Source organism: Microbacterium cucumeris (assembly GCF_058349845.2).
Map to the genome: position 1 here is coordinate 300,962 of NZ_JBYRIZ020000001.1, position 13,945 is coordinate 314,906.

Genomic DNA, 13,945 nt, shown 5'->3' on the forward strand with positions numbered 1-13,945 from the left:
CTACGGCGCGGAGGAGGGGATCGAGATCTCGACGCAGACGCGGTCGGTCGCACCGAAGCACTCGCTCGGACGCACGGTGAAGGCCTATGTCGCACTCACGAAGCCGCGCGTCCTGGAGCTCCTTCTGGTCTCCACCGTCCCGGTGATGTTCCTGGCGCAGGGCGGTCTGCCCCACCTGGGACTGGTACTCGCCACGGTGGTCGGCGGTGCGATGAGCGCGGGGTCCGCCGCGGCGTTCAACATGTATCTCGACCGCGACATCGACGCTCACATGCATCGCACCGAGAACCGTCCGCTCGTGACGGGCGAGGTGACCCCCCGCGGAGCGCTCATCTTCTCGTGGACGCTCGCGATCGTCTCGACCGTGTGGCTGTGGTTCACGACGAACTGGCTGGCCGCCACGCTGTCGGCGGTCGCGATCTTCTTCTACGTCGTCATCTACACGATGATCCTCAAGCGCCGCACCGAGCAGAACATCATCTGGGGCGGCATCGCGGGATGCTTCCCCGTGCTCATCGGCTGGGCGGCCGTGACCGGCTCGCTGGACTGGCCGGCGTTCATCCTCTTCGTGCTGGTGTTCCTGTGGACGCCGCCGCACTACTGGCCGCTGTCGATGAAGTACAAGGACGACTACGACGACGTGGACGTGCCGATGCTGGGCGTCACACGGCGCGCATCGCAGGTCGGCCTGCAGGTCATCCTGTACGCATGGGCCACGGTCGCCTGCTCCCTGCTTCTGATCCCGGTCGCCGGCATGGGCCTGGTGTACTCGGTCTCCGCGACGGTGTTCGGCGGCTGGTTCATCTACGAGTCGCACCGGTTGTACAGCCGTGCGGTGCGCGGGACGGAGCCGCGCCCGATGCGTGTCTTCCACGCCTCGATCACGTATCTGACGCTGATCTTCCTGGCTGTCGCGGTCGACCCGCTGCTCCCGTTCTGACCCGAACACGGATTCGCGGGTCAGCCGCGCGTCGGAGGCCCCGCGGCACGGATTCGCAGAACGACACGGATCTCGCAGAATTGCCGAGGCATCCTGCGAGATCCGTGCTGTCGTGCGAGATCCCCGCGTCAGCGCGCAGTGACGGTCGGCTGGTCCTCGGCGGGCTCGGACTCGGGCTCGTCGGTCTCGCCGGACTCGTCGCGCTGAGCATCCGTCGAGGCCGATTCGGGCTGCGTCTCCTGCGCGCTCCAGTCGATCGCCTCGACGACCTCGACGACCGGACGCGGTACGAGCGTCTTCGCGGCGGCGATCGCCAGCGCGAGGAACAGCCCGACGATGCCGCCGGCGACGAGCGCTCCGCCGAAGACGACCCAGGCCTGTCCGGCGTAGACCTCGACGCCGGTGGCGGTGCCGTCCAGGAGCGTCGCGGTCATGACGCCGATCTGCTCGGTCGTGATCCAGCCTCCCAGGCCGAGCGCGGCGAGCGACAGGACCAGCAGGAGCCAGTACGGGATGCTGCGGACGAGTGCGGTGTTCTTCATGCAGCCCACTCTGCGCGGCCTGCTGATGAGTCGCCTATGCGCGGACTGTGCGCGAGGTGTGCGCCCTGGATCAGGCGGTCGCCGTGACCGGACGCTTCAGGTTCAGCACCACGACCGTGTAGGCCGCGGCCGACAGCGATGCGAGCACCATGTGGATGCCGACGAGGATCTCCGGCAGGCCCTCGCGCGCCTGCCAGACGCCCACCACGATCTGCACGAGGATCGCCGCTGCCAGCACGAGCATCCACGTGCGCACGGGCAGGCGGAGGATCCAGGAGGACACCGCGAGCACGGCCACGAGCGCGGCGAGGATGTACCCGGGCCAGGAGTGCACGTGCGCGAGGATCGTCGCATCGAATCCGGTGCGGATGATGTTCGCGTCCCCGGAGTGCGGACCCGATCCGGTCGTCAGCACGCCGAAGAAGATCGTGGCGGCGAGGGCCAGGCCGGTGACGTGCACGAGGACGCCGAACCAGCGCGGCACCGCCCGTTCGCGGGCGCCGGGGACGGCGTTCAGGCGCACGAGATAAGCCGCTGTGACGCAGACCAGCAGCAGGGAGGAGACGTAGTGGAAGCCGACGACGAGGGCGTTCAGATCGGTGATGACGGCGAGCCCGCCCACGACGGCCTGCGCCATGACGCCGGCCAGAACGATCCACGCCAGTACGGCCAGGTCGCGACGCCGGGTCGTGCGCCGCAGCGAATCCACCATCGCGACGACGACCGCCAGCAGCAGCGCTCCGGAGAAGAAGCCGAACGCGGGAAGCCCGAAGGGTGCGGTGATGGCGTAGGCGATCACGCCGGCGACGATCCCGCCCACGGCGAACCAGACGGCTCGCTTGACGAGCGGGGCCCCGCCGATCGCGGCGAGCGTGAGCAGCAGCACCGCGAGCGCCAGGATGCCGACGACGCCGGTCATGGTGCGGTTGCCGAACTCGATGATCCCGTGGATGCCCTGCTCGGGCAGCGGCACCAACGACTCCGGGGTGCACAGCGGCCACTCCGAGCATCCGAGCCCCGAACCGGTGAGTCGGACCGCCCCGCCCGTGCCGATGATGATCACCTCGGCGAGGAACGAGAGCCATGCGAGGATGCGCAGCGGACGGCCGATCACGATCCGGTTGTCGACGGCGGGCGTGGCGGAACTCGTGAGCATGGGGCCTCCGGTTCGCGCCGTCCGCTCCGGGAGCGGCCCGGATGTCAGGGGAACCTGTAGAATCGGATTGTTGCGATGCGCGCGAGAAGCGCGGGATGCATCAACAACAGTTTAGGCGCGATGATCGCGTCGTGATGAGGGCCCCACAGCGGCATCCCCACCCCGGTCACTCGACGGGGCTACGGCATGCCGGAGCGGATGACACCGCCAGGGCCCGACAAGGAGAGTGTGTGATGTCGGATGTGCTGATCGACCGCCCGGAGCTCGACGGTCTGGGGGTGTACGAGTTCGGCTGGCACGACCCCGATGCCGCCGGAGCGAGCGCGAAACGCGGGCTCAGCGAGGCCGTCGTCCGCGACATCTCGGCGCTGAAGAGCGAGCCGGAGTGGATGCTCAAGACCCGCCTCAAGGGTCTGAGCCTGTTCGGCCGCAAGCCGATGCCGACGTGGGGCGCCGACCTCAGCGACATCGACTTCGACAACATCAAGTACTTCGTGCGCTCCACCGAGAAGCAGGCCCAGTCCTGGGAGGACCTGCCCGAGGACATCCGCGAGACGTACGAGCGCCTGGGGATCCCCGAGGCCGAGCGTCAGCGCCTGGTGGCCGGTGTGGCCGCGCAGTACGAGTCCGAGGTCGTCTACCACCAGATCCGCGAGGACCTGGAGGCGCAGGGCGTCATCTTCATGGACACCGACACCGCGCTGCGCGAGCACCCCGAGTTCTTCGAGGAGTACTTCGGCACCGTCATCCCCGCCGGCGACAACAAGTTCGCCGCGCTGAACACGGCCGTGTGGTCGGGCGGTTCCTTCGTCTACGTCCCGAAGGGCGTGCACGTCGAGATCCCGCTGCAGGCCTACTTCCGCATCAACACCGAGAACATGGGCCAGTTCGAGCGGACGCTGATCATCGCGGACGAGGACAGCTACGTCCACTACATCGAGGGCTGCACCGCTCCGATCTACAAGTCCGACTCGCTGCACTCGGCCGTGGTCGAGATCATCGTGAAGAAGAACGCCCGCGTGCGCTACACGACGATCCAGAACTGGTCGAACAACGTCTACAACCTCGTCACCAAGCGCGCCGTCGCTCACGAGGGCGCGACCATGGAGTGGGTCGACGGCAACATCGGATCCAAGGTGACGATGAAGTACCCGTCGATCTACCTGATGGGCGAGCACGCCAAGGGCGAGACGCTGTCGGTCGCCTTCGCGGGCCCCGGCCAGCACCAGGACGCCGGCGCGAAGATGATCCACATGGCTCCGTACACGCAGTCCTCGATCGTCTCGAAGTCGATCGCCCGGGGCGGCGGTCGCGCCGGCTACCGCGGTGAGGTCCGCGTTGACGCCAACGCCCACCACTCGGCGAACACCGTGCGCTGCGACGCGCTGCTGGTGGACACGAAGTCGCGCTCGGACACGTATCCCGCGATCGACATCCGCGTCGACGACGTGCAGCTCGGTCACGAGGCCACGGTCTCGAAGGTCAGCGAGGAGCAGCTGTTCTACCTGCAGTCCCGTGGCATGCCCGAGGACGAGGCGATGGCCATGATCGTGCGCGGCTTCATCGAGCCGATCGCGCGCGAGCTGCCGATGGAGTACGCCATGGAACTCAACAAGCTCATCGAGATGGGCATGGAAGGATCGGTCGGCTGAATGGCGCCCCAGGCGACAGCGTCCGCTGAGACGCAGCACACGAACGCGCACATCGACCCGGCCGCTCAGGTCGCGGACGCCGGATTCGTCCCCGTCCAGACCCGCTCGGAGCGTCCCCGCTCCTTCGAGCCGGGGGACTTCGGGACCCCGAACGGCCGCGAGGTCAACTGGAAGCACACCCCGGTGGCGCAGCTGACGCCGCTGTTCACGGCGGCCGAGCACAACGACGGCGTCACGTACGAGACCGTCAGCGGCGCCGAGCACGTCACGACGACGCTGCCCGTGGGAACCGCGCCGCGCGGCGAGTTCTTCGTCCCGGAGGACGTCGTCTCCGCCGTCGCGTGGCAGGGGGCCGCCGAGGCGATGCACGTGCGGATCCCGCGCGAGCAGGAGCTGAGCGAGCCGGTCATCATCCACGTCGCTGGCCAGGGCGCGGAGCGCCGCGCCGACGCGCACATCGTCATCGAGGCGCTGGAGCACAGCGCTGCGACCGTCGTACTGCGCCACACCGGTTCCGCCCAGTACGCGCAGAACGTCGAGATCATCGCCCGCGCAGGTTCCCGTCTGTCTGTGGTCTCGGTGCAGCAGTGGGAGGATGACGCCGTGCACGCGGCATCCCACCAGGCGCGGGTCGACGCGGACGCGGACCTCAAGCACTTCGTCGTGAGCTTCGGCGGCGGCGTGGTGCGGGTGAACCCGAACGTCGAACTGCACGGCAACGGAGCGCAGGGGCGCCTGTACGGCCTGTCCTACGCGGATGCCGGTCAGCACCTGGAGAGCCAGGTGTACCTGTTCCACAAGGGCGCGCACACCGTCGGCGACGTGCTGTACAAGGGCGCGCTGCAGGGCGAGAGCGCGCACAGCGTGTGGATCGGCGACGTGCTCATCGGCCCGGACGCCACCGGGACCGACTCCTACGAGGCCAACCGCAACCTGGTGCTCACCGAGGGGGCGCGCGCCGACTCGATCCCGAACCTCGAGATCCAGACGGGCGACATCCTCGGCGCCGGTCACGCCAGCGCGACGGGCCGTTTCGACGATGAGCAGCTGTTCTACCTGCAGGCCCGGGGGATCACCGAGGACGAGGCGCGCCGTCTCGTCGTCCTCGGCTTCCTCAGCGACATCGTGCAGCGTCTGGGCATCCCCGCGCTCGAGGCGGAGCTGCTGGCCGCCGTCGAGACGGAGCTCGCGGCGGTGAACGCGTGAGCGCCCAGCGAGCGTGCGGACTGAGCGAGCTCGAGCCCGACACGCCCCGGCGCGTCGAGCTGGACGGCGTCCCCATCGCCATCGTGCTGGACTCCGAGGGCACCGTCCACGCGATCGGCGACACCTGCACGCACGGCGACATCTCCCTCTCCGAGGGCTTCGTCGAGGGCGACACGCTGGAATGCTGGGCGCACGGCTCGGCGTTCTCGCTGTGCACCGGCAAGCCCCTGAACCTCCCCGCTTTCGAGCCCGTCCCGGTCTACATCGTCGAGATCGACGGAGACGACGTGCTCATCGACCCCACTGTCATTAAGGAAGTCTGAATGTCTGTTCTCGAGATCCGCGACCTGCACGTGACGGTCGAGACCGATGCCGGGACCACCCCGATCCTCAACGGGATCACCCTCACGATGCGCACCGGCGAGACCCACGCCATCATGGGGCCGAACGGCTCCGGCAAGTCCACCCTCGCGTACACGATCGCCGGTCACCCGAAGTACACCGTCACCGGCGGCTCGATCACCTTCGACGGCGAGGACGTGCTGGAGATGAGCGTCGACGAGCGCGCTCGCGCCGGACTCTTCCTAGCGATGCAGTACCCGGTGGAGATCCCCGGCGTGACCGTGACGAACTTCCTGCGCACGGCCAAGACGGCCCTGGACGGCGAGGCGCCCTCCATCCGCTCCTGGACCAAGGACGTCAAGCAGGCGATGACGAACCTGCGGATGGACCCGAAGTTCGCGCAGCGCAATGTGAACGAGGGCTTCTCCGGCGGTGAGAAGAAGCGTCACGAGATCCTGCAGCTCGAGGTGCTCAAGCCGAAGTTCGCCGTCCTCGACGAGACCGACTCCGGTCTGGACGTCGACGCTCTGAAGATCGTGTCCGAGGGCGTCAACCGCGCCAAGGAGGCCACCGGCCTCGGCGTGCTGCTCATCACGCACTACACCCGGATCCTGCGCTACATCCGCCCCGACTACGTGCACGTCGTCGTCGCCGGCAAGATCGTGGAAGAGGGCGGCCCCGAGCTCGCCGACCGGCTCGAGGACGAGGGCTATGACCGGTTCCTCGACCCCTCGGCGCCCATCGAGGCGTAGGCTGAGGGCATGACCGCGACGCTTGCCCCCGAGAAGTACGACGAGGTCACCGAGGCTCTCAAGGACGTCATGGACCCCGAGCTCGGGATCAACGTCGTCGACCTGGGCCTGATCTACGACCTCGCCTGGGACGAGGAGAACGACGCCCTCGTGATCCACATGACCCTCACGAGCGCCGGCTGCCCGCTGACCGACGTGCTCGAGGAGCAGACCGCCCAGGCGCTGGACGACGTCGTGGAGCGGTTCCGGATCAACTGGGTCTGGATGCCGCCGTGGGGTCCGGAGCGCATCACCGACGACGGGCGCGACATGATGCGCGCCCTCGGCTTCGCCATCTGACATGACGCGGGTCACGGCCGCGCAGCGGGGTGACGCGTGATCATGTCGAGGTCGAGCGAGCAGAGCGAGTCGAGAGCCCGCTCGAAGGTGGAGGCTCTCGGACTCGACGTCCTCCGCGAGCGCCGCAGCGAGAAGTGGCGGGAGTATCCCGCGGACGTGCTGCCGCTGTTCGTCGCGGAGACGGACTTTCCCCTCGCACCTGAGATCACGCGGGTGCTGGAACGAGCGGTCGCGATCGGCGACACCGGGTACATCGCCTCCCGGACGCCGCTGCCCGAGGCGTACGCGGGCTTCGCCGCGCGCCGCTTCGGCTGGTCGCCGGACCCGGCGCGCATGCGTCCGACCGCCGACGTCAGCATGGGGATCGTCGAGATCCTCCGCCGCGTGACCTCACCCGGCGACCGGGTGATCGTCACGCCGCCGGTCTACCCGCCGTTCTACGAGCTGGTGGCCGAAGCCGGAGCCGTCGTCGAGCGCGTCCCGCTGCGCGACACGGGCTCCGGATGGGAGCTCGACCTCGAGGGCATCGGGCGGGCGCTGGATGCCGGGGCGCGCGCGATCCTGCTCTGCAACCCGCACAACCCCACCGGGACCGTGCACACGACCGCCTCGCTCGCGGCACTCGCCGAACTCGCGGCGAACCACGGCGCCGTCGTCGTCTCGGACGAGATCCATGCTCCGCTCGCGCAACCCGGAACGGGCTTCACGCCGTTCCTGGCCGTGTCGGACACGGCGCGCGCCGTGGGGTACGCCGTGGTGAGCGCCAGCAAGGCGTTCAACCTCGCCGGTCTCAAGTGCGCGCTGATGGTCACGGCGTCCGAGGACACGACCCGCGTGGTGCGCGGGCTCCCCGTCGAGGTCGAGTGGCGCACCGGTCAGTTCGGTCTGCTCGCCGCCGTGGCAGCGTTCTCGCCCCCGAGCGACCCCTGGCTCGACGGACTGCTGGAGGCCCTGGACGAGAACCGCCGGCTGCTCGCCGACCTGCTGGCCGTGCATCTGCCCGCGGCCCGATACCGGATCCCCGACGCCGGTTATCTGGCGTGGATCGACCTCACCGATCTCGGCTGGGGCGACAACCCGTCGCGGCGCATCCTGCGCGAGGCCAGGGTGGCGCTGCATTTCGGTCCCGCCTTCGGTGCGGAGGGGGCAGGACACGTCCGACTGAACTTCGGGACGAGCCCCGCGATCATCACCGAGGCGATCGAGCGCATCGCGGCCCTGTCATGAGCGGGGCGGAGACCGGCGTCGAGGCCGGGATCTGGGATCGCGAGCGCCGCTGGGTGACGCTCGGTGCGATCGCCCTGATCTTCCTGGCCGCCATCGAGGCGCTGGCCGTGACGACCGTCATGCCGGTGGTCAGCGCGGCGCTCGACGGCGATGCGCTGTACGCCGTGGCCTTCGCCGGGACCCTGGCGACCAGCGTGATCGGCATGGTCGCCAGCGGTGCGGCATCCGACGCGCGAGGCCCCCGCGGAGCGCTCTACGTGGCGGTCACCCTGTTCCTCGTGGGACTCGTCGTGTCCGGCGCCGCGTTCTCGATGCAGCAGTTCCTCCTCGGCCGTCTGATCCAGGGGCTCGGCGCGGGTGGCCAGACCGTCGCCCTGTACGTCGTCGTCGCCCGCCTCTACCCGTCGCACCTGCACGGACGCGTGTTCGCCGCCTTCGCCGCGGCCTGGGTCGTCCCCTCCATGGTCGGTCCGTTCCTCGCCGGCGCGATCGCGGACTACCTGGACTGGCGATGGGCGTTCCTCGGGGTCGCGGTCCTCACAGCGGCCGCCTTCGCCCTCATCGCCGTGCGACTGCGGGGAGTGGACCTGGGCGGCGGAGAGCCGTCCTCCCGGCGCGTCGTCGTCTCCCGCCTGGTGCTCGCCGTCCTCGTCGCCGTCGCGGCCGTGGTCGTCGGCTTCTCGGCCGACGCTCCTCCCGGCATCGGCTGGCCCGTCGCCGGCGCCGCAGTGGTCGTCATCGCTCTGGCGATCCGCCCGCTCCTGCCTGCGGGGACGCTGCGGGCGGCGCGAGGACTGCCGAGCGTCGTGCTCATGAGGGGGATCGTCGCCGGCGCGTTCTTCGCGGCGGAGGCCTACATCCCGTATCTCCTGATGGAGCGGTTCGGGTTCACGGCCACGCTCGCGGGGATCGCGCTGACCTTCTCGGCCTTCGCCTGGGCAGGCGCCTCGGCGCTTCAGGGGCGCTACGGCGAGCGCCTCGGCAACCGGCGCATCACAGCCCTCAGCCTCGGACTGATCCTCATCGCCCTGCTCGCGGTGCTCGCCACGGCGGTGCTCGGCGCCTCGCCCGCCATCGTCGTGATCGGCTGGGCCTTCGCGGGTGGAGGCATGGGGCTGGTCTACCCGAGGCTCACCGTGCTGACACTGGCGTACTCGGACGCCTCGAACCAGGGATTCAACTCCTCGGCCCTGTCGATCTCGGATTCCGGCGGCTCGGCCGTGGCGATCGCCGTCGCGGGCCTCGGCGTCGCGACGCTGGGAGGCGGGGCCGCCGCGTTCGGGATCGTCTTCGCGTTCGCGATCGGGCTGACGCTGATCGGCGCGATCCCCGGATTCCGTCTCGGCCACGGGGCGGAGCGTCCGTGACCGCGCCGGTCGTCCGCGGGGCCGTCGTGGATGCTCAGACCCGGTGCGTGCACTACCGCGGGCCACTCGATGTGATCGCGATCCGCTTCGCCTGCTGCGACCGGTGGTATCCGTGTCTGCGCTGCCACGAGGAGGAGGCCGATCACGGCATCCGCGCCTGGCCGGTCTCCGCCCGCAGCGAGCGGGCGGTGCTGTGCGGCGTCTGCGGGCACACGATGACGATCGAGTCCTACCTCGACGCGCACGCGTGCCCGCAGTGCGCTGCCGGCTTCAACCCCGGATGCGCTCTGCATCATCCGGTGTACTTCGGGACCTGACCCGCGGAGCCCGTGCCAGCTGCAGGGCGGCTATCATCAGCGCCGACGCGGCGAACGCGGTCGCCGGGTTCGTACCCGCCACCAGCAGCAGCACGACGGCGACGAGACCGCACAGGGTTCCGAGCGCCAAGCGGGCACCTGTGGCGTGCGCGGCGGGAGCGCGACGGGATTCGAGCCGAGCGAGGGGCACGGCCACGGCCGCTGTGAGCACGAGGGTCGCGATGAGCCAGACCGGTCGCGTCAGCCACCACTCCGCTGAGCCGGGGGCCGGAAGCGGCGTGCCCGCGTCGAGTGCCCACAGGGCGAGCACGCCCGCCATCGCCAGCAGCACCGGCATGTGCCAGAGGTAGATCGTCATCGCGCGCCTGTTGACGAAGGTGTGCAGGGCCGTGAGCGCCGGGCGCCTGCTCCACACCGACAGGCGCTCCCGCAGGAGCGAGAGCACCATCGTGTGCGCGACCCCGACCAGGATCAGGGCGGTGGTCGGCGGGTTCAGGTTCGCGATGAGGTCGGGCGAGTGGATGCCGCACAGCATGCTGATCGCGAGCACCGCAGCGGCACCGAGCGCGATCCGCACGCGCGTGCGGCGGGAGAGTGCGTCGATGCGGCCGTTGGCGAGATGGAAGCCGAGCTGCTGGAGGGTCAGCCACACGAAGGCGAGGTTCGCGAACCCGAGGGCTTCGACGCCGGTCAGGAGGCGGAGGACGTCGATGCCCGCAGCCAGGGCGGCGAGGACGGCGAGCGAGCCGAGCGGAGCGCGATCGTGGGCGCGCGCCAGCACGGGCAGCAGCGCCTGGCAGAGGAGGAACACGCCGAGGAACCACAGCGGCTGCGCGTATCGGTAGCCGGCGATGTGGAGCAGGTCGGCAGGGACTCCGGTGACGGCGAGGAGCAGCAGCGCGGTGCCGACCGTCGCGATCACCGCGAGGGCCGGCAGAAGCAGCCGGTGCAGGCGCCCGGACACGAACGCCGCCGCCGTTCCGCCGCGGCACTGCGAGCGCCGCAGAGCCGTCCACCCGGCGAAACCGCCGATGACGAAGAACAGCGGCATCACCTGCAGCATCCAGCTCAGCGGGGTGATCCACCACGAGCCCTCGGACGCGTTGGCGAACACCGGTCCCGTGTCGGCGACCGTCACGCCGACCATGAGGGCGTGCAGGACGACCACGGCGATGATGCACAGGGCGCGGACGAGATCGATGCCGGTGTCGCGCAGGTCGGCTCGGGGCGACGGGGGAGCTGCGGCGGCGGGCCGCTCGACGATGGTCACAGGGTTCCTCCTCGGTTCTGTCCGAGGAGGCTATGGAGACGGTGGGAGGCGGCGCATCACCCCACGGTGTCGTCGCGCCCCGTACCGCGGGGTGAGATCGTCAGGCGGGTTCGACGAGCCCGGCGTCGTAGGCGAAGATGACGGCGTGGACGCGGTCGCGGGCGCCGATCTTGGCGAGGACTTTGCCGACGTGCGTCTTGACGGTCTGCTCGGCGATGAACAGCTCCCGCCCGATCTCGGCGTTCGATCGGCCCTGACCGATGAGCGCCAGCACCTCGCGCTCCCGGTCGGTGAGCTCTGCCAGCTGCGCCGAGGCGCGCGAGGCGCGCGGCTTCTGAGCGGCGAACTGCGCGATCATGCGTCGGGTCACGCTCGGCGCCAGCAGCGCGTCTCCCGCGGCGACGACGCGGACGGCCTGCACCAGATCCTCGGGCAAGGCGTCCTTGAGCAGGAATCCGCTCGCCCCGGCCTGCAGTGCGTCGTAGACGTAGTCGTCGATGTCGAAGGTGGTGAGCATGATGATCCTCGGCACCTTCGCGGCGGGATAGGACGAGCCGAGGATCCGGCGCGTGGCCTGGATTCCGTCGAGCTCGGGCATCCGCACGTCCATGAGGATCACGTCGGGGTCCAGCCGGGCCGAGAGCGTGACGGCCTCGGCTCCGTCCGCGGCCTGTCCGGTCACGCGGATGCCCTCGTGGGCGTCGAGGAGCGCGGCGAAGCCGGCGCGCACCATGGCCTGGTCGTCGGCGATGAGGACGTCGATCGTCACGCGGGGCCTTCCTGAACAGGATCGGACGGGTGTCGGGGGAGTGTCGCTGAGACGGTCCAGCCGCCGTCCGGGTCGCGCCCTGCCTCCACGCTACCGCCGAGCAGAGCTGCACGCTCCGTCATCCCGCGCAGCCCGTGGCCGCCCGGCGTCACCGGACCCGCCGCAGCGGCTGGGACATTGCGGATCGCAAGAGCCACGACGTCGTCGCGCGTCGAGACGGACACTGTGATCGCCGCGCCCGGTGCGTGGCGCACGGCGTTGCTCAGCGCCTCCTGCACGATGCGGTACGCGGCGATCTGCGTCGCGGGGGAGATCTCCCCGGCGACGGCCGTCGACAGCGCGACGTCGGCCCCGGCGCGACGGGTCGTCTCGATGAGGGCGGGGATGTCGTCGATGCCGCGCTGCGGTGCGAGCTCGGCCGCGTGGTCCTCGGTGCGCAGCACGCCGAGGATGCGCCTCATCTCGGTCAGCGCGGACCGGGCGGAAGCGGCGATGTCGTCGAACTCCGCCGCCGCGTCGGGAGCGAGGTCTGGAACGCGGTAGCGCGCGGTCGACGCCTGGACCTGGATGAGCGACATGCCGTGCGCCACGACGTCGTGCAGTTCGCGCGCGATGCGCGTACGCTCCTCGACGAGCTCGCGCCTGGCCTGCTCCTGGGCGGTCAACGCCCGCTCGCGAGTCAGCTCGACCCCGACCCGCAGACGACCCATGATCAGCACCGTCACGAGATACACCCCGCCCACGACGCACGTGGTGACGATGAGTGAGTTGCCGCTCGCGAACCCCGGGAGCATGAGGGCGGCGCTGAACCCGGCCGCCGTGGCGGCGGCGTACATCACGAGGCCGGTGCGCCACCCGTGCTGGAAGGTGACCGCGATGACCGCGACCGCGAAGGCGAGGAGCATCGGCACCGACCAGGGCCACGGCAGCTGCGGAGAGACGTCGCGCGGCACCATCAGGGCCATCAACAGCGCGGCGCCCGTGAACAGGAGGATCGCGAGGTTGGGGTGGCGCAGGGACACGAGCGGAGCGGCGACGGCCGGGGCCGCGAGAAGCATCGTGAACGCGACGGGACTGCCGTACTCAGCGGCGTGCAGCGGGACCATGACGGCGTACAGCGTGATGGCGATCAGCGACAGCAGCACGATCATCACTCGTGCGCGATCGCGCATCCAGGCAGGAAGGCGCGCGAGGCGCTCTGCGCGCCTGCGCGCGCGTTCCGCCTTCTTCTCCTGTGCCCTCGCCTGCGCGGCCTGAGCGCGCGTCTCACGCCGCTCCGCGCGGCTGAGACGCTTCGGCGACCGGCTGCGCGTCGTCCGTCTCGCCGTCATGGGAGTCATCCTCGCATCTCGGCCGTCCCGCCGCGGCCAGCCCCGGCCGGGACGACCTCAACCGCGTCCGCGGGGTGGCCGGCCTCGGTGCCGGCCGGGGTCTCCGCGGCGCGACGACGGCGGATCGCCGCGACGCGATCGATGGCGAAGCCCAGGATCAGGGCGACGGCGATGCCGAACACGGCGCTCAGCAGCGGCTGGTCCTCGATCCAGTGCCCGGCGAGCATCCCGATGCCGGCGCTGTACACGGCCCAGCTGAGTCCGGCGAGCGCGCTCAGCGGGAGGAAGCGCCGCCACGGGTAGCGCAGGGCGCCGGCGGTCATGTTCACGGCCACCCGGCCGACGGGGATGTACCGCGCGCCGAGGATGAGGCCGGCGCCGTTGCGTGCCAGCGTCCGTTCGGCGCGGTCGAACGCGGCTGCGACGCGAGGGCGGCGCATCCACCCGAAGCGTCGCGTGCCCAGGCCGCGGCCGATCGCGTACGCGATGTTGTCGCCGATCAGCGCTCCCGTCGCCGCGACCGCGGCGAGCAGGACGATGTTCGTCCCGCCGGTGGACGCCGCGGCCGCGGCAGCGGCCACCAGCACCGTCTCGCTGGGGACGGGCGGGAAGAACCCGTCGATGATCGCGACGGCGAACATGACGAGCAGGAGCCACGGGGAGGCGGCTGCGGCGAGGATGAGATCGTTGACGACGTCCATGCCTCGACGGTAGGAAGTGGGCGCCCCAGGGCAC

At 70.3% G+C, this 13,945-nt stretch carries 15 protein-coding genes; 9 read left to right on the forward strand and 6 right to left on the reverse strand.

Features of this window, described 5'->3' with window-relative positions; genetic code table 11:
- Nucleotides 1–19: 19 nt before the first annotated feature.
- Nucleotides 20–940, forward strand: a complete 921-nt coding sequence (locus tag AC3RXZ_RS01470) for a heme o synthase (protein WP_243226186.1) — start codon at nucleotides 20–22, stop codon at nucleotides 938–940.
- Nucleotides 941–1,068: 128 nt separating this feature from the next.
- On the opposite strand, the gene AC3RXZ_RS01475 is transcribed toward AC3RXZ_RS01470, so the two are convergent.
- Together AC3RXZ_RS01475 and AC3RXZ_RS01480 are read right to left on the reverse strand one after the other, a co-directional pair.
- Nucleotides 1,069–1,482: a hypothetical protein gene (locus tag AC3RXZ_RS01475; protein WP_491492953.1), complete on the reverse strand. Its 414-nt coding sequence runs from the start codon at nucleotides 1,480–1,482 to the stop codon at nucleotides 1,069–1,071.
- 70 nt (nucleotides 1,483–1,552) lie between these two features.
- The gene (locus AC3RXZ_RS01480; RefSeq protein ID WP_491492954.1) at nucleotides 1,553–2,638 is read right to left on the reverse strand and encodes a COX15/CtaA family protein; all 1,086 of its coding nucleotides are present in this window, start codon (nucleotides 2,636–2,638) and stop codon (nucleotides 1,553–1,555) included.
- Nucleotides 2,639–2,871: 233 nt separating this feature from the next.
- On the opposite strand from AC3RXZ_RS01480, the gene sufB reads away from it, so the two are divergent.
- From sufB to AC3RXZ_RS01520, 8 genes are read left to right on the forward strand one after another with little or no spacing between them, the layout of a single operon-like run.
- Nucleotides 2,872–4,290 carry a Fe-S cluster assembly protein SufB gene (sufB, locus tag AC3RXZ_RS01485; RefSeq protein ID WP_491492955.1) on the forward strand — a complete coding sequence of 473 codons (1,419 nt, stop codon included), beginning with the start codon at nucleotides 2,872–2,874 and terminating at the stop codon, nucleotides 4,288–4,290.
- Nucleotides 4,291–5,496: a Fe-S cluster assembly protein SufD gene (gene sufD, locus AC3RXZ_RS01490; protein ID WP_491492956.1), complete on the forward strand. Its 1,206-nt coding sequence runs from the start codon at nucleotides 4,291–4,293 to the stop codon at nucleotides 5,494–5,496.
- A complete protein-coding gene (locus AC3RXZ_RS01495) occupies nucleotides 5,493–5,819 on the forward strand; it encodes a non-heme iron oxygenase ferredoxin subunit (protein WP_243225798.1) in 327 nt (108 codons plus the stop codon). The genes sufD and AC3RXZ_RS01495 overlap by 4 nt, the downstream gene beginning before the upstream one ends.
- The gene (sufC, locus tag AC3RXZ_RS01500; RefSeq protein ID WP_243225797.1) at nucleotides 5,820–6,590 is read left to right on the forward strand and encodes a Fe-S cluster assembly ATPase SufC; all 771 of its coding nucleotides are present in this window, start codon (nucleotides 5,820–5,822) and stop codon (nucleotides 6,588–6,590) included.
- A gap of 9 nt (nucleotides 6,591–6,599) precedes the next feature.
- Entirely contained in the window at nucleotides 6,600–6,929 is a 330-nt protein-coding gene (locus AC3RXZ_RS01505; protein WP_243225796.1) for a metal-sulfur cluster assembly factor, read from the forward strand.
- Between the two features lie 42 nt (nucleotides 6,930–6,971).
- On the forward strand, nucleotides 6,972–8,156 hold the full coding sequence (locus AC3RXZ_RS01510) for a MalY/PatB family protein (RefSeq protein WP_491492957.1): 1,185 nt from the start codon (nucleotides 6,972–6,974) through the stop codon (nucleotides 8,154–8,156).
- On the forward strand, nucleotides 8,153–9,523 hold the full coding sequence (locus AC3RXZ_RS01515) for an MFS transporter (RefSeq protein WP_491492958.1): 1,371 nt from the start codon (nucleotides 8,153–8,155) through the stop codon (nucleotides 9,521–9,523). Before AC3RXZ_RS01510 ends, AC3RXZ_RS01515 begins: the two co-directional genes overlap by 4 nt.
- Entirely contained in the window at nucleotides 9,520–9,840 is a 321-nt protein-coding gene (locus AC3RXZ_RS01520; protein ID WP_491492959.1) for a CHY zinc finger protein, read from the forward strand. Before AC3RXZ_RS01515 ends, AC3RXZ_RS01520 begins: the two co-directional genes overlap by 4 nt.
- Here the strand turns inward: AC3RXZ_RS01520 and AC3RXZ_RS01525 are convergent.
- From AC3RXZ_RS01525 to AC3RXZ_RS01540, 4 genes are all read right to left on the reverse strand, one after another.
- Nucleotides 9,794–11,110, reverse strand: a complete 1,317-nt coding sequence (locus AC3RXZ_RS01525; RefSeq protein ID WP_491492960.1) for an acyltransferase family protein — start codon at nucleotides 11,108–11,110, stop codon at nucleotides 9,794–9,796. The genes AC3RXZ_RS01520 and AC3RXZ_RS01525 overlap by 47 nt on opposite strands.
- Nucleotides 11,111–11,210: 100 nt before the next feature.
- Nucleotides 11,211–11,879 (reverse strand): response regulator, encoded by a 669-nt coding sequence (locus AC3RXZ_RS01530; RefSeq protein ID WP_243225792.1) that lies wholly within the window; start codon nucleotides 11,877–11,879, stop codon nucleotides 11,211–11,213.
- A complete protein-coding gene (locus AC3RXZ_RS01535) occupies nucleotides 11,876–13,210 on the reverse strand; it encodes a sensor histidine kinase (protein WP_491492961.1) in 1,335 nt (444 codons plus the stop codon). The genes AC3RXZ_RS01530 and AC3RXZ_RS01535 overlap by 4 nt, the downstream gene beginning before the upstream one ends.
- A 5-nt stretch (nucleotides 13,211–13,215) precedes the next feature.
- A complete protein-coding gene (locus AC3RXZ_RS01540; protein ID WP_491492962.1) occupies nucleotides 13,216–13,911 on the reverse strand; it encodes a DedA family protein in 696 nt (231 codons plus the stop codon).
- Between the last annotated feature and the right edge of the window lie 34 nt (nucleotides 13,912–13,945).